Origin of the sequence: Fredinandcohnia onubensis (genome assembly GCF_002734215.1) — a bacterium.
Lineage (GTDB): Bacteria > Bacillota > Bacilli > Bacillales > Bacillaceae_L > Ferdinandcohnia > Ferdinandcohnia onubensis.
Genome location: NZ_NSEB01000006.1, coordinates 259,938 through 281,653, shown reverse-complemented (window position 1 = coordinate 281,653; position 21,716 = coordinate 259,938). Strand labels below are relative to the sequence as shown.

Below are 21,716 nucleotides of genomic sequence, written 5' to 3'. Positions count from 1 at the left end.
CTTGTCACCTAAAGCTGAGCGCCTTGTGCTTTTCTTTTTTATATCCCAGCTATTTTCTTTGCTTTTCCTGTGTTTGCAAAGTGTAGTTTGGTATACGTGCGCAGTGCACCTATACCTTGCTTTTTTATTAGCTTAGCTGCAACCACATCAACCTGAGCACCGGCCCCTTTTTTTAACTCCAAACCGCACTTCTCACTCAATTTGTCAAATTCTTTAATGAATGAATAACGAGCGATAATTGAAGCAGCAGCGACTGATAGATGGACGCCCTCAGCTTTTGTGCTGAAATAAACCTTATCCTTAATTATTTCCTTTTGACCAGAAAGATGTCTAAAATACACGTCAGGAACAGCGAACTGATCGATTAAAATACCATCCGGAGTGGAGGGTGCAATTTTTTTCAAGACATGACCGATTGCTTGGTTATGTAATAAGGCCTTCATCTTTCCTTGAGTCATCCCTTTTGCTTGGAGTTCATTGTATTTTTCATTATGTAAAATTAACAGACTATATGGGATGACATGGATAATAGATTCGGCAATCTCACATATTTGTTTGTCGTTTAAATCCTTTGAATCTTTAACCCCAAGTTCCTTCAATAGCTCGAACTTATCATTGGAAACATATGCAGCAACGACTGTCATTGGTCCAAAGTAGTCACCCGTCCCAACTTCATCTGAACCAACCATTGATAATGTTCTAATATTGGCAGGCAATCCACTGTTTTTTGCCACTGGCTTCTTAGTTGTAGTCGTTTTAGTGGACGAAACAGAGCTACCCCATTTTGCGGCTTCGCTTCCAGCGCTATTTCCTTGAAACAATACTTTCCCAGATTTATAAGCCGTAATTGTACAGCTAGGGAGTTTGGCGACAAATAATCCACCCTGTGGAACCTTATCTTGCAATTGACTTTTATAATGCGTCTTCATTTTTTCTATTGTTTCGAGGGTACATTTTAATACAGTATTAGACAAAAATAACATCTCCTACTATTTATGGATAAAATTCTACATATTCTATCATAACGTTTGTTGAGATTTCTTTCCATAAATATCACGTTCATGGTATTATTATCTGTAGGATTGACTAGAATGGAGGCCAAATACTTGTCACAGCCACAAAAAACAAGAACCACTGTAGATATATATGGACAGCAATACTCAATTATCGGGTCTGAGAGCACAAGTCATATTCGCCTTGTGGCCTCAATTGTCGATGATAAAATGAGAGAAATTAGCGGAAAAAACCCGACACTTGATATTAATAAACTAGCAGTATTAACAGCAGTTAATATTGTTCATGATCATCTAAAGCTAAAAGAAGACTATGAAAACCTTGAAAAACTTTTAGAACAAGCAAAAAATGAAAAGGATTGAAGTGATATGTTCGATTTAGTTTTGATTATCATCCTCTTAATGGGATTCTTAGTTGGTTTAAGAAGAGGTTTTATCCTTCAAATCGTTCATCTTACTGGTTTTATTGTTGCATTTATCGTCGCGTATCTCTATTATGATGAACTTATGCCAAAATTAGTATTATGGATTCCATATCCAACATTCGGCGACGCCGAAACAATGAAGTTTTTATTTGAAAGTACAAATTTAGAAACGTCTTATTACCGTGCTATAGCTTTTGCAATTATCTTCTTTGCTACAAAGTTCCTATGGCAGATCATAGGATCGATGTTAGATTTCCTTGCAAATCTACCAATTTTAAAACAAATTAATGGGTGGGCTGGAGGCCTACTAGGATTTGTTGAAGTATACCTAATTGTTTTTATTGTGCTTTATATCGGAGCTTTACTACCAGTTGAAATGGTTCAGTCTAATCTAAATGATTCATTTATGGCGAAAATGATTGTACAACACACACCATTCTTCACTGGGAAAATTAAGGACATGTGGATTTGACAAGTATTTAGTAACTGACTCCTCTATTAAGTTAGAGGAGTTTTTTTTGTCAAAAATGAAAAAGCTGATACATTAAGTGACTTTTTCGCAAAAAATCTGTATCATTTTGGATAGTTAATCGTATGGAATGATAGGTAGGTGCTAAAAGTGACAATTAATAAAAAAGATGTAATCCGTCTACTAGAGACAATTGCAATTTATATGGAACTTAAAGGGGACAATCCATTTAAAATATCAGCTTTTCGTAAGGCAGCAGCTGCACTGGAAAATGATGATCGAAGTTTATCCACAATTGAAGACTTCACAGCACTACCAGGTATAGGAAAAGGAACCGCAGCTGTGATTACAGAGTACATAGAAACGGGCAGTTCAAACGTACTAATTGAATTAAAAGAAAAAGTGCCGGAAGGACTCATCCCTTTGTTAAACCTGCCAGGACTTGGCGGTAAAAAAATAGCTAAGCTTTATCAAGAACTTGGCATTGAAGATATGGAAATGTTAAAACAAGCATGCCTAAACGAAAAAATTCAAAATCTCGCAGGCTTTGGTAAGAAAACAGAAGAAAAAATACTCGCTTCCATCGAGGAATATGGCAAACGACCAGACCGCTTGCCAATTGCTCTCATGCTAGCGCTCGCTGAAGAAATAGAGGAACAATTAAGCAAGATGCAAGGAATTAAAACATTCTCTCGTGCAGGCAGTCTACGCAGAATGAGAGAAACGATAAAGGACCTTGATTTCATTATTGCAACAAATGAACCTGGAAAAGTACGGGAACAGCTATTAAGTCTTAATGGCATAAATGGTGTTATCGCTAGCGGTGATACAAAGGTTTCCGTTCAAATTTCATATAGCTATGATATTTCGGTTGATTTCCGACTTGTGAAACCACATGAATTTGCAACTACTCTTCATCATTTTACAGGCAGTAAAGACCATAATGTGAGGATGAGGCAGTTAGCAAAAGAACGTGGTGAAAAAATAAGTGAATATGGTGTTGAAAATAGTGAAACAGGTGAATTAAAAACCTTTGAAACGGAAGAAGAATTTTATCAATATTTCGGACTCACCTTTATCCCGCCAGAGCTAAGAGAAGATGGATCAGAGGTAGAAGCCTTTCAACAGAAAGTTGAACACATCCGACTTGAAGATATTAAAGGTGACCTCCATATGCATACATCATGGAGTGACGGAGCATATACCATTGAAGAAATGGTTGAAGCCTGTAGGAAAAAAGGTTACCGCTACATGGCTATTACAGACCATTCGCAATATCTTCGTGTTGCAAACGGGCTTACCCCCGATCGTTTACTAGAACAACACAAAGAAATTAAAAGATTAAATGAAAAATATGATGATTTTACGATTTTCACGGGTGTTGAGATGGACATCCTCCCTGATGGAAGACTAGATTATGATGATGAAATTATTCGAGATGTAGATGTTGTGATTGCATCCATTCATTCAAGCTTTACACAACCAAGGGAGAAAATCATGCAACGCTTAAAAACAGCATTAGAAAATCTTCATGTTGATATTATCGCACACCCTACTGGAAGAATACTTGGGCGCAGAAAAGGATATGACGTGGACGTTGATATGCTAATTGAGCTAGCCAAAGAAACGAATACAGCCTTGGAATTAAATGCGAATTTGAATAGATTGGACCTTTCTTCAGATTATATTAGAAAGGCACAAGATGCAGGTGTAAAACTAGTGATTAACACAGATGCACATAATATAGACATGCTAGAGGATATGGGTTATGGCATTTCTGCGGCAACAAAAGGTTGGATTAAAAAAGAAAGTGTAATTAACACCTGGGATAAGGATGAACTATTGGCTTATCTAAAAAGAAATTTATAATTCTATTTATACGCCTCCTACTCAGGAGAAACGTCCATATTAAAGTTGTGGGTAGCAAGAAGGGAGTAACAGCATGCAGCCACGAGTTTTAAAGGTTTTAGAATTTGATAAAGTAAAGGAACAGCTAAAACAGCACGTCTCATCCTCATTAGGAAGAGAAAAAGTTGAACAAATGATTCCTTCGACGAATGTAGAGGAGGTTGTTTTTCTACAAGAGCAAACGGACGAAGCATCGAAGGTATTACGGTTAAAAGGAAATGTTCCTCTTGGGGGATTAACGGATATCCGAGCTGCAGTTAAGCGCGCAAGTATTGGCGGTGGCTTAAATACAATGGAGCTCTTAGATATTGCAGGTACTATCTATGCTGGTAGACAAATGAAAAAGTTTGTTGAAGGTATGATTGAGGACGAGATTGAAGTCCCGATACTCGGTGAATTAGTTGAACGGATTACCCCCTTATTTGAACTAGAGCAAAAAATAAAAAACTGTATCGATGATAATGGAGTTGTTATGGATGGAGCAAGTGACAAATTGCGTGGAATTCGCACCCAACTTCGTAGCAGTGAAGCAAGAATCAGGGAGAAGTTAGAGCATATTATTCGTTCTTCTTCGGCTCAAAAAACACTTTCAGATGCAATCATTACGATACGTAATGATCGCTATGTAATTCCCGTTAAACAGGAATATCGTGGGACTTACGGCGGAATCGTTCATGACCAATCCTCTTCGGGGGCAACATTGTTTATAGAACCACAATCAGTGGTCGACCTTAACAATGTATTGCAGGAAGCCAGGGTTAGGGAGAAACTAGAAATTGACCGGATTTTACTAGAACTCTCAAATGCAGTAGCAGAGGAAAATGAGTCACTCTATCAAAATGTGGACACGCTTGGGGAACTTGATTTTATGTTTACAAAAGCGAGCTACAGCAAAAAGGTAAAGGGTTCAAAGCCGAGAATCAATGGGAATGGCTATGTGTTCATTAAAAAAGGTCGTCATCCTCTAATTGACCCACAAGAAGTAGTGCCAAATGATATTGAGCTTGGAAAAGACTACACTTCTATTGTGATTACGGGTCCAAATACAGGGGGAAAAACAGTCACTTTAAAAACAATCGGGTTATTAACGATTATGGCTCAATCAGGCCTTCAAATACCAGCACAGGAAGAGTCAGAGATAGCTGTATTTGAATCGGTATACGCTGATATTGGTGATGAGCAATCGATTGAACAAAGTTTAAGTACGTTTTCTTCTCACATGGTTAACATTGTAGATATTTTAAAACAAGTCGACGCAAACAGCTTAGTTCTTTTTGATGAACTTGGGGCGGGAACTGACCCTCAAGAAGGGGCTGCCCTTGCGATCTCAATCCTTGATGAAGTATATAGTCGAGGTGCAAGAGTTATCGCTACAACCCATTACCCAGAGCTAAAAGCGTATGGGTACAACCGAGAAGGAGTAATTAATGCAAGTGTTGAATTTGATATTGAAACCTTAAGTCCAACATATAAGCTTTTAATCGGAGTTCCTGGTCGGAGTAATGCATTTGAAATTTCAAAACGATTAGGGTTATCAGATAGCATTATTCACACTGCCAAAAATCATATTAGTTCTGAAACGAATACGGTCGAAAATATGATCGCCTCCTTGGAAAAAAGTAAAAAGGATGCAGAGCAAGAGCTCGAGGAAGCAGAAGATATCCGAAAGCAGGCAGAGATACTTCATAGGCAGCTTCAAGAGCAAATCATCGATTTTAATGAACAACGAGACAGATTATATGAAAAGGCAGAACAAAAAGCAGCTGAAACAATCAAAAATGCAACAAGCGAAGCTGAAGAAGTCATTCGTGATTTACGTAAAATGAAGCTTGAGCAACAATCGCTTGTTAAGGAACATCAATTGATTGATGCGAAAAAGCGTTTGGAAAATGCGGTACCGCAAACTTCGAACAAGACGAATAAACAATCTGTTGCAACCAAAGCAAAAAGAAAGCTCGTACCTGGTGATGAAGTAAAGGTAATTAGCTTAAACCAAAAGGGCCATTTAATCGATAAGGCAGGAAATAACGAATGGCAGGTTCAAATTGGGATTTTAAAAATGAAGGTGAAAGAAAAAGACCTCGAGTTTGTTAGCAGTCCGAAACCAGTGGAGTCTAAGCCACTAGCAACAGTAAGGGGTAGAGATTATCACGTAAGTCTAGAATTAGACTTACGAGGTGAACGATACGAAAACGCTTTGTTACGAGTGGAAAAATACATCGATGATGCTTTACTTGCAGGTTATCCACGTGTATCTATTATCCATGGAAAAGGAACAGGTGCTTTGCGCCAAGGTGTTCAAGAATACTTGAAAAATCACCGCTCCGTAAAATCTACAAGATTTGGGGAAGCCGGAGAAGGTGGAACAGGCGTCACAGTAGTAGAATTAAAATAGATTTGCAAAGAAATGTAATCTCTAATAGGGAGAGAAGATAATGGATCAATTTTGGGATAATGAATTTGTGTTAACGGCTGCTAATTACAGTGTTGTTATACTGTGTTTAGTTCTGTTTATGGCCATATTTGAATTGGTCACCAAATACAAAAATTGGGAAGAAATCCAAAAAGGAAACCTCTCAGTCGCAATGGCAACCGGAGGAAAAATTTTCGGGATCGCAAATATATTCCGCTTCTCCATTCAAAACCATGATTCATTATTTGTCATGATTGGCTGGGGAGTATTTGGGTTCTTCCTGCTTCTAATTGGCTATTTTATTTTTGAATTCTTAACCCCGAAATTCGACATTGATGTTGAGATACAACAAGATAATCGTGCTGTAGGACTTATATCCATGATTATATCGGTGGGCCTTTCTTATGTAATCGGCGCAGGGATAGGAAATGGTGGTTTTTAAAATGGAAAAGCTAGCTAAGATTTTGTTAGTTGTAAGTGGAGTATTTGTTATTGTTGGGATTCTTTATTTAGTGTTATAAGGTAATGGGCTGATTGGGAATTAACCAACAGCCCTATTTTTATGAATCGATTGATTAGTTCAATCTATTTATGTCGTAAAACGACATAAACTTCAGCAACAATTCATGAATCTAATTGTCACCGAATATTCTATATAATATAATGGGTATAAATGGTTTGAAAATTCAAACTAGGCTTTGAATACGTCTTCGTATTCTCTAAATAAATACTTAAAGGGAGGTTATTAGATGGAGTTTGAAAGGCCGTGGTTAGCAAATTATCCTGAGGAAATTCCGCATCGACTCGAGTATGAAAACATTCCAATTCAAGCGTATTTGAAAAGAACCGCAAGTGAATTTCCTCAAAAAGTAGCTGTTCATTTTCAAGGAAAAGAATTAACTTTTTTACAAGTGTATGAGGAATCTTTAAAACTTGCAAACTATTTAGTGTCTCAAGGCATCAAAAAAGGTGACCGAATTGCCATTATGTTGCCGAACTGCCCACAGGGTGTAATTGCTTATTATGGTGTCTTGTTTTCTGGTGCAATCGTCGTCCAAACAAATCCATTGTACACAGAAAGAGAGCTTGAATATCATTTAAAGGATTCAGGTTCAAAAGCAATCATTACATTAGATATTTTATTTCCACGCGTCTCAAAAGTGAAAGCGCTAACAGAACTTGAACATGTTATTGTGACCGAAATTAAAGACTATCTCCCATTCCCAAAAAATATGATTTATCCTTTTATTCAAAAGAAACAGTATGGTATTGTAGTCAAAGTGGAACATGAAGGAACAAATCATTTACTAAGGGAAATTTTAAAAACATCTGATGCAAAAGAAGTCGATATCGATATTGACCCAGTAGAAGACCTTGCCTTGTTACAATATACAGGTGGAACAACAGGTTTTCCAAAAGGAGTTATGTTAACACATCGGAATTTAGTTGCTAATACGATAATGTGTTCAAAATGGATGTATAAATGTAACAAAGGAGAAGAATCCATCTTAGCCATCCTACCATTTTTCCATGTGTATGGAATGACAACTGTATTAAACCTATCCATTATGATGGCTGCAAAAATGATCCTTATGCCGAAATTCAATGCAGGAGACACGCTAAAAACGATTCATAAACAGAAGCCAACTCTTTTTCCTGGAGCACCAACGATGTATATTGGTCTGTTGAATCATCCAGATCTAATGAAATATGATTTATCTTCGATTGAGTCTTGTATAAGCGGTTCTGCCGCTTTGCCACTTGAAGTTCAAGAACAATTTGAAAAAGTAACTGGTGGAAAGCTTGTAGAAGGATATGGTTTATCGGAAGCCTCCCCTGTAACACATGCGAATTTAATTTGGGGACATCGCGTGAATGGAAGCATTGGATTACCATGGCCGGATACAGATGCTGCCGTCCTTTCAATGGAAACAGGTGAACCTGCTGATAGAGGGGAAATTGGCGAGATAGTCGTAAAAGGTCCTCAGGTTATGAAAGGATATTGGAATAAGCCTGAAGAAACTGAAAATACATTTCGTGATGGTTGGTTATTAACAGGTGACTTAGGCTACATGGATGAAGATGGATATTTCTATGTAGTGGACCGCAAAAAAGATATGATTATCGCTGGCGGATTTAATGTTTATCCAAGAGAAATTGAGGAAGTACTGTTTGAACATGAAAAAGTACAAGAAGCTGTCGTCGCAGGTATCCCGGATCCGTATCGTGGAGAAACAGTGAAGGCATACGTCGTTTTAAAAGAAGGCCAACAACTCACAGAGGAAGAGCTTGATCAACATTGTCGCAAACATTTAGCAGCATATAAAGTTCCAAGAGTATATGAATTTAGGAAAGAATTACCGAAGACCATTGTAGGCAAAGTTCTGCGCCGGGTATTAGTTGAAGAGGAAAAGGAAAAACTAACAAAAATTAATTAAGAAAAGTAGGATCATCAGCTCTAAATACATCATTCGTGTAAACATCAGTGAGGAGCCATGATATGAGCCTGTGGCTCTTTTTCTTTACTTTAAAGGTGCAAATGTGAATTGAGAAGATATTCTTGACAGTATCTTGATTTGGTTTTATTATAGGAATATGAATGACTATTCATTCATTTTTCTGAAAGGACGTAAGAACTTGAAAAATACAAAACCAAAATATAAGCAAATCATAGACGCAGCGGTAGTTGTTATCGCGGAGAATGGGTATCATCAATCTCAAGTCTCAAGAATTGCGAAGCAAGCAGGCGTGGCAGACGGTACAATATATTTATATTTTAAAAACAAAGAAGATATTCTCGTATCTTTATTCCATGAAAAAATGGGCGAATTTATTGAAAAAATTGAAGCTGAAATAGCAGGAAAATCGAGTGCGGCAGAGAAGTTATTAACATTGGTTGAAAAACATTTCGAACTTTTAGCAGCCGATCATCATCTTGCAACCGTAACTCAGCTTGAATTAAGACAATCAAATAAGGAATTACGTCACCGGATTAATGAAGTACTTAAAGGGTATTTAGGAACCATCGATTCCATCATTCAATTTGGGAAAGAAAATGGTGAGTTTAATCCAAACTTGGATGTCCGTTTAGCAAGACAGATGATATTCGGCTCGATTGATGAAACTGCAACCACTTGGGTCATGAACGAACAGAAATATGATTTGCCATCCTTGGCAAAAGAAGTCCATGCACTATTAGTAAATGGTTGTGGATTGACACACCTCTAGTTATTAATTAGAGGTGTGTTACATACATATACTTAATTAGGAGGGATGCAGATGGAGTTTTTTAAAGTGAAGATAGCCGAGTACATTGCCACTATTAGCATTAATCGACCTCCAGCGAACGCATTATCAACCGCTGTTTTGAAAGAGCTTACAAGTCTACTAGATGACATTGAGAAGGATGACAATGTAAGAGTTCTAGTAATCCATGGCGAAGGTCGCTTTTTCTCTGCAGGGGCGGATATAAAAGAGTTTACAACCATAAACTCTGGCGAAGAATTTTCAAATCTTGCAAGACAAGGTCAATCTCTATTCGAAAGAATGGAACGATTCCCAAAACCTATTATTGCTAGTATTCACGGAGCTGCCTTAGGTGGTGGTCTTGAACTGGCAATGGCTTGCCATTTCCGCCTAGTTAGCAATAAGGCAAAACTTGGATTACCGGAGCTGCAGCTTGGACTTATCCCTGGTTTTGCTGGGACAGCACGCTTGCCTCGCTATGTTGGTGTTGCTAAAGCTGCTCAAATGCTTTGGACAAGTGACCCAATTAGCGGTGATGAGGCTGTAAAGTACGGATTAGCAAATCAAGCTTTCCCAGAAGAAAATCTTCACGAAGAAACAATGGCAATTGCTAGGAAGATCGCTAAAAAAAGCCCTGTTTCTATAAAAGCGACCATTGAATTATTAAATTCAGTGAAGAATGAACAATATGAAGAAACTGTCAAAAGAGAAGCAGTATTATTTGGAGAAATGTTCATTTCAGAGGATGGACAAGAAGGAATATCGGCCTTCATCGAAAAACGTCCGCCGACATTTAAAGGCAAGTAATTCTAGAATTGAAGAAAATCAATAGATTACAAGAAATTGCACAATACCTTTAGGAGGGAAACTCATGAACATCTTTGTTATTTTGAAAAGAACATTTGATACTGAAGAAAAAATCGTAGTAAGCAATGGACAAATCAGTGAAGATGGAGCTGAATTTATTATTAACCCTTATGATGAATATGCGGTTGAAGAAGCAATCCAACTTCGTGATGCGCATGGTGGCGAAGTAACTGTTGTCACAGTTGCCACAACTGACGAAGCTGATAAAGAATTACGCACAGCTTTAGCAATGGGTGCTGATAAAGCCGTTTTGATTAATACAGAAGATGATCTAGAAGAAGGAGACCAGTTCACAACTGCAAAAATTTTGGCTGAATACCTAAAAGATAAAGATGCCGATATTATTTTAGGTGGAAACGTTGCAATTGACGGCGGTTCAGGTCAAGTTGGTCCACGTGTAGCGGAAATTCTAGATATTCCTTATGTAACGACAATTACAAAACTTGATATCGATGGTTCAACAGTAACAGTAGTAAGAGACGTTGAAGGTGACTCTGAAGTTATCGAAACGACTTTACCATTACTTGTTACATGTCAACAGGGGTTGAATGAACCACGCTATCCATCTTTACCTGGAATTATGAAAGCGAAGAAAAAGCCGCTTGATGAGCTTGAGTTAGATGATCTAGATTTGGATGAAGATGATGTAGAAGCAAAAACAAAAACAATTGAAATTTATCTTCCACCGAAAAAAGAAGCTGGCCGTGTACTTGAAGGCGATTTAGAAGATCAAGTAAAAGAGTTAGTTTCACTCCTTCATAGCGAAGCTAAGGTGGTATAAGTTTTCGGTCAATCTTTGTATGCGATTTCAAAATTTTACTAAGGCGAATCTAGGGGGTTACGCATAATGTCAAGAAAAGTAGTAGTTCTAGGAGAAACACGTGATGGTGCGTTACGAAACGTATCTTTTGAAGCAATTGCAGCTGGTAAAACTGTAGCAGAAGGCGGCGAAGTAGTTGCCGTGTTAGTTGGTGAATCTGTAGGCGCTTTAACAAATGATTTAATTCATTACGGAGCAGACCGAGTCGTTACGGTTGAAGATGCAAAATTAGCTTCATATACACCAGACGGCTTCTCACAAGCTGTTCTCGCAGTTATTGATGCTGAGTCACCAGAAGCTTTAGTTTTTGGTCACACATCATTAGGTAAAGACCTTTCACCCAAAATTGCTAGTAAATTGAATTCTGGTCTAATTTCAGACGTAACAGCAATTGAATCTGCAGGTGGCAACATTGTCTTTACTCGCCCAATCTATTCAGGCAAGGCATTTGAAAAGAAAATTGTGACTGACGGTTTAATCTTTGCGTCCGTACGACCTAACAATATTACACCACTTGAAAAAGACGAGTCACGTACGGGTGAAGTTTCATCTCTGTCTGTTGAAATTAAAGATTTACGAACAATCGTAAAAGAAGTTGTGCGTAAGGCAACTGAAGGTGTAGATTTATCCGAAGCGAAAGTAGTAATCGCAGGTGGACGTGGGGTAAAGAGTGCAGAAGGCTTTGAACCATTAAAAGAATTAGCAAATGTTCTTGGTGGCGCTGTAGGTGCATCTCGTGGAGCATGTGATGCTGATTATTGTGACTACTCTCTTCAAATTGGTCAAACAGGAAAGGTTGTCACACCAGACCTATATATTGCTTGTGGTATCTCAGGAGCAATCCAGCACTTAGCAGGAATGTCCAACTCTAAAGTAATTGTAGCCATCAACAAAGACCCTGAAGCAAACATCTTCAAGGTTGCAGACTATGGAATTGTTGGTGACTTATTTGATGTAGTACCAATGCTTACGGAAGAGTTCAAGAAACTAAAAGTAAATGCATAATATGTGGTGAAATGAACTGAAGCTTTCTTATTTATAGAGAAATTTTCCATTTTACCTTTATAAAATTTATGGTATACTAATCAAGCGATGAGCTGAATTGCATAAGTCGAGTTGACATGCCTTTTTGGCAAGGCACTATGTGGAGTGCTGTCCTCGCCGCAATACGCAAAAAGACGTCCTTCTGGACGTCTTTTTTTATAGGCTACACACAAAACGGATCTATATATATCCTCTCTTATTTACATACATAACAGCTTAAAAAGTGGGGGAAGATGACTATGTATGAAGTATAGTGACTAAACTTATCATTTCTAATTTAGTTTACTGTTCATTTTGAAGCAAAACATTCGTAAAATGATATTCCAGATGGTATACTCTTGGTAGAATTTCAATGTTATTACTTATTAGGAGGGGTTTAAATGGCTATTACAAACGTAACAGACCAAAATTTTGATGCAGAAACAAAAGATGGATTAGTACTTGCAGACTTCTGGGCACCTTGGTGTGGACCATGTAAAATGATTGCTCCAGTTTTAGAAGAATTAGACACTGAAATTGGTGACAAAGTGAAAATCGTGAAACTCGATGTAGATGAAAACCAAGAAACTGCAGCGAAGTTTGGCGTAATGAGCATCCCAACTTTACTTGTTATTAAAAACGGTGAAGTTGTAGATAAAGTAGTCGGTTACCAACCAAAAGAAGCTCTAGCTGGCAGACTTGAAAGCCACTATTAATTCAAAAAAAAACAGCCTTCATGGGCTGTTTTTTTTTGCTTAATCTCATTTTTGGGGGACTTCCTATTTTTACTCGTACAACTTCTTCGTAAAAATGTTACAATATAAGATACGTCAACTTAAGAATAAGTTCACTAAGACGCAATTGATTTTATAGTAGATGGAGTGGTTACTATGCACGATCATCTTAAGGAAAAATTAGCGATTTTACCGGACCAGCCTGGTTGTTACTTAATGAAGGACAGGCAAGGTACCGTCATATATGTAGGTAAAGCGAAAGTGCTGAAGAACCGTGTTCGATCTTATTTTACAGGATCACACGATGGTAAAACATTAAGGCTTGTCAATGAGATCGAAGACTTTGAATATATTGTAACTTCTTCAAATATTGAAGCACTTCTTCTCGAAATTAATCTTATTAAAAAATATGATCCAAAATACAATATCATGCTAAAAGATGACAAGACGTATCCTTTTATCAAAATTACTTCTGAAAAACATCCGCGATTATTGATCACACGAAAAGTAAAAAAAGATAAGGGCAAATATTTTGGACCATACCCTAATGTGCAAGCAGCAAATGAAACAAAAAAACTATTAGACCGCATCTATCCTTTAAGAAAATGTTCAACATTACCAGATAAGGTTTGTCTATATTATCATATCGGTCAATGTCTTGCCCCTTGTGTCAATGAAGTATCTGATGAAACCAATAAAAAAATGGTAGACGATATTATTCGTTTTTTAAATGGTGGATATAAAGAAATCAAAGACGAGTTGACTGAAAAAATGTTAAAGGCCTCTGAAGAACTCGACTTTGAGAGAGCAAAAGAATACCGTGACCAAATCGCAAATATTGAAACGACGATGGAAAAGCAAAAGATGACAATGACAGACTTTATTGACCGTGATGTATTTGGCTATTCCTATGATAAGGGCTGGATGTGTGTTCAAGTCTTTTTTATTCGTCAAGGAAAATTAATAGAGCGGGATGTTTCTCTATTTCCTTTTTACAACGAGCCTGAACAAGACTTCTTAACCTACCTTGGCCAATTTTACTTAAAAGATAATCATTTTAAACCAAAGGAAGTTTTGCTTCCTAGTTCGATAGACCGTGACATTGTTGAGCAATTACTAGAAGTAACCGTTCAACAGCCTAGTAGAGGGAAGAAAAAACAACTAATTGACCTCGCTACAAAAAATGCAAAAATTGCGCTAAAGGAAAAGTTTGCTTTAATTGAACGAGATGAAGAACGTACGATTAAGGCTGTTGAAAATTTAGGACAGAAGTTAGGGATTTATACACCTCATCGGATCGAAGCGTTTGATAATTCCAATATCCAAGGAACAGATCCTGTTTCTGCCATGATTGTGTTTACTGATGGAAAATCTGATAAAAAAGAATATAGAAAGTATAAAATTAAATCAGTTAAAGGTCCTGATGATTATGAATCGATGAGGGAGGTTGTTCGGAGAAGATACAGCCGTGCATTAAAAGAAAACCTTCCATTACCAGATTTAATCATTATTGATGGAGGTAAAGGTCATCTTGCTGCGGTAAGGGATATTCTTGAAAATGAATTAGGCCTAGAAATTCCTCTAGCAGGACTTGCAAAGGATGATAAACACCGAACGTCTGAACTCTTAATCGGAGACCCGCCTGAAATTGTGGAACTACCTAGAAATAGTCAGGAATTCTATCTTCTTCAACGAATTCAAGATGAGGTACACCGTTTTGCGATTACCTTCCATCGTCAAGTCCGTGGAAAAAACGCATTTCAATCTGTACTCGATGATATTCCTGGAGTTGGGGAAAAACGTAAAAAAGCACTACTGAAGCATTTTGGTTCTATCAAGAAGTTAAAGGAAGCAAGTATTGAAGAGATTCAAAAAGCCAATATACCTAAACTGACAGCTGAAGCTATTTACGAAAAATTAAAAGAATAGTCGTTGCTATTTAAAAAATAGTCTGATATAATCCTTAATAATATAATATTCCACTTCAACACGTTGAAGTGAAGATAGAGGTGCGATCTTTATCAGTATGCAATTGGAGGGGTATGAGCCCTTACGATCATTGCAGAAAGGAAAGTTCGCCGAAGTGTAAAAAGGCTCATACCTTTTTGTGCTGGTCTTATGTTTAAGAGACATAGGATTGTCAAGATGAATCATCTTGGAGGGCTATCTCACGAAGTGACACGTAGTATGTTTACGTATATCACAGCAATGAGATAATTTCTCATTGCTGTTTTTTATTATTCTAAGAGAGGGTTGAGGGCATGGGGATCATCGTACAAAAGTTTGGAGGCACCTCTGTTGGGTCACCAGATAGAATTAAGAATGTTGCAAGTCGAGTTATTCAAGAAGTGCAAGCGGGGAATCAAGTTGTCGTTGTTGTTTCTGCAATGGGGAAGACAACCGATCAGCTTGTAAGCTTAGCTAATGAAATTACAAGCGCGCCAAGTAAGCGTGAGATGGATATGTTGTTAAGTACAGGTGAACAAATCACAATTGCATTATTATCTATGGCATTACAAGAAAAAGGCTTTGAATCCGTATCATATACAGGCTGGCAGGCGGGTATTGAAACAGAGGCTATACATAGCAATGCCCGTATTGAAAACATTGAGGTTTCAAGAGTGTATAAAAGCTTAAAAGAAGGAAAAATTGTTGTCGTTGCTGGATTCCAAGGAGTCAGTAGTTCAGGAGACATTACTACTCTTGGTCGCGGAGGTTCCGATACAACTGCAGTCGCACTCGCAGCGGCATTAAACGCAGATAAATGTGATATCTACACAGATGTAACAGGTGTATACACAACAGATCCTCGCGTAGTTCCAACTGCACGTAAACTTCATTCCATTTCTTATGATGAAATGCTGGAGCTTGCAAATCTTGGTGCTGGAGTCCTTCACCCACGTGCAGTGGAATTTGCGAAAAACTTCGAAATGCCGCTTGAAGTTCGTTCAAGCTTAGAGCTAGAAAATGGAACCATTATTGAGGAGGAAGTTTCAATGGAAAAGAATCTTGTTGTTAGGGGAATTGCTTTTGAAGACCAAATTACAAGGGTAACAGTATCTGGTTTACCAAATGAATTGCATACACTATCCACTATTTTTGGCACACTTGCAAAGAATGGTTTAAACGTAGATATCATTATTCAAAACATGACAGATCAAAATCATACAAATATTTCATTCTCTGTAAAAACACCTGATTTACGTGACACACTTGCTGTTTTAGAAAACAACAAGGATTTATTGAAATATGAAAGTATCGAACATGAGGATGGGTTAGCAAAGGTTTCAATTGTTGGTTCTGGAATGGTTTCAAACCCAGGTGTAGCAGCTGATATGTTCCAAGTGCTTGCAAAGGAAAATATTGAAGTAAAAATGGTAAGTACATCTGAAATTAAAGTTTCTACAGTTCTTGAACAAGGCAATATGGTTCGTGCAGTTGAAGCTTTGCATGATTCATTTAATTTAGCTGCTGTTGAAGAAGAAAAAGCGAAGGTAAAACTATAATTTGAAATTTATGGGTGGTTCAAAGGAATTTGGACACCCTTTTTTTATAATAAAAAAACTGCACGAAATGTGCAGGCTTTTATTCTTCGGTGATATCTTTTGGGTCCCATTTTACCGTAAATATAATTTTTTGAGCTCTTCTTTTTTGTTGTTCAAAGCTTTCAGTGATTCGATTTTTCTGTTGTTGAATTTGTTGGGCAAGAAAGCCAGATTCAAGCTGGAATGTACAAATATCTCTTCGTTTAAAGCGAGTAGATACGATCGAACCCTCCAAATGAAATTCAATGGAGTTTTTATCCAAACGTTCTACCTTAAGGTCTCCCCATCCAGCATCATGAAAGAATGAAATGATTTCTTCCGTCGTAGGTAAGGGGAATTTTCGGGCAAGATTTTTTCCAGCCCAATATAGAATCTGTGGCGTTTCTTTCCCGAGAATATCAGGAATTAAAACTTCTCGTAAAAGTTCGTACCCAAATACGGAAACAGACTGTTCACTTGTATTTACGTTTTGTTCGTTGATGTTAACGTTCTTCACTGCATTCCCCTCTTTCTCCATTCTTTATTATATAACATGAGGGTATAAGAAAAACATGAATTTTTTTGTTTCTTATTGTCAGTGAGAATTAATTTTTATTTAGTATTATTACAACCATATGTGTACAATTATTATCATTTTTATGAATAATTTGTGGACTTGTTTCCTTGACGCTCTTGCTTTATGGGAGTAAAATGAATTTGTTACATTATACTGATAAAAGAAAATTGCATGCAGCATTTGTCTATTTATCTACAATAATTAATTTTGTAGATTCCTGCAAAGGTTTTCAGTTATCAGTTTTTATATCGTCCTTTTACATATTTATACAGGATGAAACATTACAAGGGAGTGCCGTGTGGGCACGTTTTATTACTAAGGGGGGTTAAAGTATGGCTGGTAATCGTGAATTTTTTAATCGCAGACTTCATTCATTATTAGGTGTAATTCCTGTTGGGGTGTTTTTAATCGTACACTTAATGGCGAATAACTTTGCGACAAGAGGGGAAGAGGCATTTAACAATGCTGCTGGTTTTATGGGGAATCTTCCGTTTAGAATCCTTCTAGAGGTAGTTATTATTTATCTACCATTATTATTTCACGCAATCTACGGCCTGTATATTGCCTTTACTGCAAAGAATAATGTGAGTAGATACGGTTTCTTCCGTAACTGGATGTTCTTCTTACAACGTATATCTGGTATTATTACTCTTATTTTTGTGGCATGGCATGTATGGGAAACGCGAATTGCTTACGCTTTAGGGAGAGCAGAAGTTAACTTCCAAATGATGGAGAATATCCTGGATTCACCTGCAATGCTTATTTTCTATCTTGTTGGTGTAATCTCTACAATTTTCCATTTCTCAAATGGTCTATGGTCATTTGCTGTAAGCTGGGGGCTAACAATAACTCCACGTTCACAACAAATTGCAACATATGTAACAATCATTATTTTTATTGCTTTATCAATAGTAGGTGTTACAACACTTTTTGCTTTCGTTTAAGAATATGAAAATTAGAACGTTCACATTTTTTTACACAAGATGAACGATCTCTTTATTGGGGAGTGAGTTACTTTGAGTCAAGGAAAAGTTATCGTAGTTGGTGGTGGACTAGCTGGATTAATGGCTACCATCAAAGCTGCTGAAGAAGGAACACAAGTTGATTTATTTTCACTCGTACCTGTAAAACGATCTCACTCTGTTTGTGCACAAGGTGGGATAAACGGTGCAGTTAATACAAAAGGTGAAGGGGATTCTCCATGGATCCACTTTGATGATACAGTATATGGTGGAGACTTCTTAGCTAACCAAAAGCCTGTAAAGGCTATGTGTGAAGCTGCACCAGGAATTATTCACTTAATGGACCGTATGGGTGTAATGTTTAACCGTACACCAGAAGGTTTACTTGACTTCCGTCGTTTCGGGGGAACTCAACACCACCGTACGGCATTCGCTGGTGCAACAACTGGTCAACAATTGCTTTATGCATTAGATGAGCAAGTTCGCCGTCACGAAGTAGCAGGTTTAGTTACAAAGTATGAAGGTTGGGAATTCCTAGGAATAATCCAAGATGATGAAGGAATTTGTCGTGGTGTCGTAGCACAAAACCTTCAATCAATGGAAATTAAATCATTTCCTGCTGATGCTGTTATCATGGCATCTGGAGGCCCTGGAATTATTTTTGGTAAAACGACAAACTCAGTTATCAACACTGGATCTGCTGCATCAATCGTGTACCAACAAGGTGCATATTATGCAAACGGTGAATTTATCCAAATCCACCCAACAGCGATTCCTGGAGATGACAAACTTCGCCTCATGAGTGAATCCGCTCGTGGTGAAGGTGGACGAGTATGGACATATAAAGATGGAAAACCTTGGTACTTCTTAGAAGAAAAATATCCTGCATACGGAAACTTAGTTCCTCGTGATATTGCAACACGTGAAATTTTCCATGTGTGTGTGGATATGAAGCTTGGTATCAATGGTGAAAACATGGTTTATCTAGATCTTTCTCATAAAGATCCAAAAGAACTTGATATCAAATTAGGTGGAATTATTGAAATCTATGAAAAATTCATGGGTGATGATCCACGTAAAGTTCCAATGAAAATCTTCCCTGCAGTTCACTACTCAATGGGTGGATTATGGGTTGACGATCATCAACAAACAAATATCCCTGGATTATTTGCTGCAGGAGAGTGTGATTTTTCTCAGCACGGAGCAAACCGCTTAGGTGCTAACTCTCTATTATCAGCTATCTACGGTGGTATGGTTGCTGGTCCAAACGCAGTAAATTACATCAAAGGACTTAAAAAAGGTACAGATTCCATTTCTTCAACTGTTTTCGATAGCCATGTAAAACAAGAGCAAGAGAAATGGGATAACATCATGGCAATGGATGGTACTGAAAATGCATACATCCTTCACAAAGAACTTGGTGAGTGGATGACAGATAACGTAACAGTGGTTCGTTACAATGACAAGCTATTAAAGACTGATGAAAAGATTCAAGAGCTTATGGAGCGTTACAAAAATATTAATATCAATGACACTTCTAAATGGAGCAACCAAGGTGCTACATTTACTCGTCAATTACAAAACATGCTTCAACTAGCACGTGTAATTACAATTGGTGCATATAACCGTAACGAAAGCCGAGGAGCACACTATAAGCCTGATTTCCCTGATCGTAATGATGAGGACTTCTTAAAAACTACTATGGCTAAATTTACTGGGAAGGAAACTGCGCCTGCATTCCATTATGAAGACGTAGATACTTCATTAATCACACCACGTAAACGTGACTATACTAAGAATAAGGAGGCAAAGTAAGATGAGTGAAAAAACAGTTGAATTTCATGTAACTCGTCAGGATACTCCAGATTCTGAACCATATGTAATCAAATTCAAGGTGCCTTACCGTAAAAATATGAACGTAATTTCTGCATTAATGGAATTCCGTCGTAATCCGGTAGATATTAATGGAAATCAAGTTGCCCCAATTACTTGGGATATGAACTGTTTAGAAGAGGTTTGCGGTGCATGTTCAATGGTTATCAATGGTAAACCTCGCCAATCATGTTCAGCACTTATTGACCAACTTGAACAACCAATTAAACTTGAACCAATGAAGACATTCCCTATCGTTCGTGACCTACAAATTGACCGTAGTAGAATGTTTGATTCATTGAAAAAAGTAAAAGCTTGGATCCCAATCGATGGAACATACGACTTGGGTCCTGGACCTCGTATGCCTGAGAAAAAGCGTCAATGGGCATATGAATTATCAAAATGTATGACATGTGGTGTTTGTCTTGAAGCATGTCCAAATGTTAACAGCCAATCTGATTTCATTGGTCCAGCACCTTTATCACAAGTACGTTTATTCAACGCACATCCAACTGGTGCTATGAATAAAGCTGAACGTTTAGAAACAATTATGGGAGATGGAGGCCTTGCAAACTGTGGTAACTCACAAAACTGTGTACAGTCTTGTCCAAAAGGTATTCCGCTCACTACTTCAATTGCAGCACTAAACAGAGATACATCTATCCAAGCATTCAGAAATATGTTTGGTAGTGACCAAGTCTGATAGAAACATTGAAAGCACTCCTTCATGTCATATGGAGGAGTGCTTTTTTTACGAAGAGATTTTAAAAATATACCTCTTATAAGGCATTAAAATTCCCCATTAGAATAACGCACCACTTAACTGCAATTTGAATAATCTTATGTAAGGGAGCTATTGGAATGAAGCATATTACGTATATCGATGAATTTGAGACATGGGAGAATACATTTGAATTTTATCAACCAATTCAGGTACGCTTTTCCGAAACAGATATGTTTGGACATTTAAACAATACAGTCCCCTTTGCTTACTTTGAGGAAGCAAGAATTCAATATTTTAATCATGTAGGGTTTATGCAAAGATGGACTGACAAATCAAGCGAAACAATCCCAGTGGTTGCAAACCAGCAATGTGATTATTTGAAACAAGTCTATTTCGGTGAACAACTTAAACTGTATGTAAAAATAAATCAGCTTGGCAATTCCTCAATGGATATTCATTATATGGCTAAAGATAAAGAAGGATCTGTTTGTTTTGTCGGTAGGAGTACACTTGTTCAAATGTCAAAGCGAACAGGAAAAGGTGAGCCATGGTCTGAAGAGATGAAGCAAATGTTAAAAAATCACCTAACCAATAATATATGAGTCAAATAAAACAAAAATACCAATACATCTAAAAATGGACGCAAAAAAGTCTACATATCAACCTTTTAACAGTCACAGCAACACTCTCCTTCTCATATTATATGGTGACTAAATATATACCCATCCAGTAGTTCAGCTTGAACCTTAGCAAGGAGGGTTACAATACTTGAAGGAGAAAGAGTTTCAACCAAAACCGCTACTAACAAAGAGAGAAAGAGAAGTTTTTGAATTACTAGTTCAAGACAAAACAACGAAAGATATCGCAAGTGAGCTATTCATAAGCGAAAAAACAGTTCGTAACCACATATCGAATGCGATGCAGAAGCTGGGAGTAAAGGGGCGTTCTCAAGCAGTTGTAGAGCTCCTTCGTATGGGAGAACTTGAACTTTAAGTATTACCGGCTACCCTTTACTTATGTAAGGTAGCCGGTTACTTATTTAGGGCATTTTACATATTTCCTAAATAACTTCAACTTGCTTTTTGCGCGAAAAAAGTAGAAAATAAGAATAATATAGTTTTTTTTCTTAAACGATGCGT

Annotated in this window: 20 protein-coding genes and 1 riboswitch; of the genes, 18 read left to right on the top strand and 2 right to left on the bottom strand. The window is 37.4% G+C overall.

What is annotated here, in order from left to right; translation table 11 throughout:
* Nucleotides 1-38 precede the first annotated feature (38 nt).
* Nucleotides 39-974 (bottom strand): ribonuclease HIII, encoded by a 936-nt coding sequence (gene rnhC / locus CKK03_RS08245; RefSeq protein ID WP_099362123.1) that lies wholly within the window; start codon nt 972-974, stop codon nt 39-41.
* Between the two features lie 132 nt (nt 975-1,106).
* Between rnhC and zapA the strand changes: the two genes are divergently transcribed.
* The 13 genes from zapA to CKK03_RS08175 all read left to right on the top strand — a co-directional run bounded on the left by zapA (nt 1,107) and on the right by CKK03_RS08175 (nt 16,424).
* Nucleotides 1,107-1,376 (top strand): cell division protein ZapA, encoded by a 270-nt coding sequence (zapA, locus tag CKK03_RS08240; RefSeq protein ID WP_099352047.1) that lies wholly within the window; start codon nt 1,107-1,109, stop codon nt 1,374-1,376.
* Between the two features lie 6 nt (nt 1,377-1,382).
* On the top strand, nt 1,383-1,910 hold the full coding sequence (locus CKK03_RS08235) for a CvpA family protein (protein WP_099362122.1): 528 nt from the start codon (nt 1,383-1,385) through the stop codon (nt 1,908-1,910).
* Between the two features lie 147 nt (nt 1,911-2,057).
* Nucleotides 2,058-3,776, top strand: coding sequence for a DNA polymerase/3'-5' exonuclease PolX (gene polX / locus CKK03_RS08230; RefSeq protein ID WP_099362121.1), 1,719 nt, complete (start codon nt 2,058-2,060; stop codon nt 3,774-3,776).
* Nucleotides 3,777-3,849: 73 nt separating this feature from the next.
* Nucleotides 3,850-6,210, top strand: a complete 2,361-nt coding sequence (locus CKK03_RS08225) for an endonuclease MutS2 (RefSeq protein ID WP_099362120.1) — start codon at nt 3,850-3,852, stop codon at nt 6,208-6,210.
* Nucleotides 6,211-6,250: 40 nt separating this feature from the next.
* A complete protein-coding gene (locus tag CKK03_RS08220) occupies nt 6,251-6,670 on the top strand; it encodes a DUF350 domain-containing protein (RefSeq protein ID WP_099352051.1) in 420 nt (139 codons plus the stop codon).
* 307 nt (nt 6,671-6,977) lie between these two features.
* A complete protein-coding gene (locus CKK03_RS08210; RefSeq protein WP_099362119.1) occupies nt 6,978-8,666 on the top strand; it encodes a long-chain-fatty-acid--CoA ligase in 1,689 nt (562 codons plus the stop codon).
* A gap of 199 nt (nt 8,667-8,865) precedes the next feature.
* Entirely contained in the window at nt 8,866-9,456 is a 591-nt protein-coding gene (gene fadR, locus CKK03_RS08205; protein WP_099362118.1) for a fatty acid metabolism transcriptional regulator FadR, read from the top strand.
* Nucleotides 9,457-9,507: 51 nt separating this feature from the next.
* Nucleotides 9,508-10,281, top strand: a complete 774-nt coding sequence (locus CKK03_RS08200; RefSeq protein WP_099362117.1) for an enoyl-CoA hydratase — start codon at nt 9,508-9,510, stop codon at nt 10,279-10,281.
* 64 nt (nt 10,282-10,345) lie between these two features.
* Nucleotides 10,346-11,122 (top strand): electron transfer flavoprotein subunit beta/FixA family protein, encoded by a 777-nt coding sequence (locus CKK03_RS08195; RefSeq protein ID WP_099352055.1) that lies wholly within the window; start codon nt 10,346-10,348, stop codon nt 11,120-11,122.
* A 66-nt stretch (nt 11,123-11,188) separates the two neighbouring features.
* Nucleotides 11,189-12,166: an electron transfer flavoprotein subunit alpha/FixB family protein gene (locus CKK03_RS08190; protein ID WP_099362116.1), complete on the top strand. Its 978-nt coding sequence runs from the start codon at nt 11,189-11,191 to the stop codon at nt 12,164-12,166.
* Nucleotides 12,167-12,585: 419 nt separating this feature from the next.
* Nucleotides 12,586-12,900, top strand: a complete 315-nt coding sequence (gene trxA / locus CKK03_RS08185; protein ID WP_099352058.1) for a thioredoxin — start codon at nt 12,586-12,588, stop codon at nt 12,898-12,900.
* 174 nt (nt 12,901-13,074) lie between these two features.
* Entirely contained in the window at nt 13,075-14,847 is a 1,773-nt protein-coding gene (gene uvrC, locus CKK03_RS08180) for an excinuclease ABC subunit UvrC (RefSeq protein ID WP_099362115.1), read from the top strand.
* Between the two features lie 67 nt (nt 14,848-14,914).
* A riboswitch (Lysine riboswitch) is annotated at nt 14,915-15,092 on the top strand.
* Between the two features lie 87 nt (nt 15,093-15,179).
* On the top strand, nt 15,180-16,424 hold the full coding sequence (locus CKK03_RS08175) for an aspartate kinase (protein WP_099362114.1): 1,245 nt from the start codon (nt 15,180-15,182) through the stop codon (nt 16,422-16,424).
* Between the two features lie 79 nt (nt 16,425-16,503).
* Here the strand turns inward: CKK03_RS08175 and CKK03_RS08170 are convergent, their stop codons facing one another.
* Nucleotides 16,504-16,959 (bottom strand): YslB family protein, encoded by a 456-nt coding sequence (locus CKK03_RS08170; protein ID WP_099362113.1) that lies wholly within the window; start codon nt 16,957-16,959, stop codon nt 16,504-16,506.
* A gap of 392 nt (nt 16,960-17,351) precedes the next feature.
* Between CKK03_RS08170 and CKK03_RS08165 the strand changes: the two genes are divergently transcribed.
* The 5 genes from CKK03_RS08165 (at nt 17,352) to gerE (ending at nt 21,570) form a co-directional block, all read left to right on the top strand.
* The gene (locus CKK03_RS08165) at nt 17,352-17,963 is read left to right on the top strand and encodes a succinate dehydrogenase cytochrome b558 subunit (protein WP_099362112.1); all 612 of its coding nucleotides are present in this window, start codon (nt 17,352-17,354) and stop codon (nt 17,961-17,963) included.
* Nucleotides 17,964-18,035: 72 nt separating this feature from the next.
* The gene (gene sdhA / locus CKK03_RS08160) at nt 18,036-19,796 is read left to right on the top strand and encodes a succinate dehydrogenase flavoprotein subunit (protein ID WP_099362111.1); all 1,761 of its coding nucleotides are present in this window, start codon (nt 18,036-18,038) and stop codon (nt 19,794-19,796) included.
* 1 nt (nt 19,797) lies between these two features.
* Complete coding sequence (sdhB, locus tag CKK03_RS08155) at nt 19,798-20,556, top strand: succinate dehydrogenase iron-sulfur subunit (protein ID WP_099352064.1); 759 nt, start codon at nt 19,798-19,800, stop codon at nt 20,554-20,556.
* Nucleotides 20,557-20,714: 158 nt separating this feature from the next.
* The gene (locus CKK03_RS08150) at nt 20,715-21,179 is read left to right on the top strand and encodes an acyl-CoA thioesterase (RefSeq protein ID WP_099362110.1); all 465 of its coding nucleotides are present in this window, start codon (nt 20,715-20,717) and stop codon (nt 21,177-21,179) included.
* A 166-nt stretch (nt 21,180-21,345) separates the two neighbouring features.
* Nucleotides 21,346-21,570: a spore germination transcription factor GerE gene (gerE, locus tag CKK03_RS08145; RefSeq protein WP_010678342.1), complete on the top strand. Its 225-nt coding sequence runs from the start codon at nt 21,346-21,348 to the stop codon at nt 21,568-21,570.
* Nucleotides 21,571-21,716 lie beyond the last annotated feature (146 nt).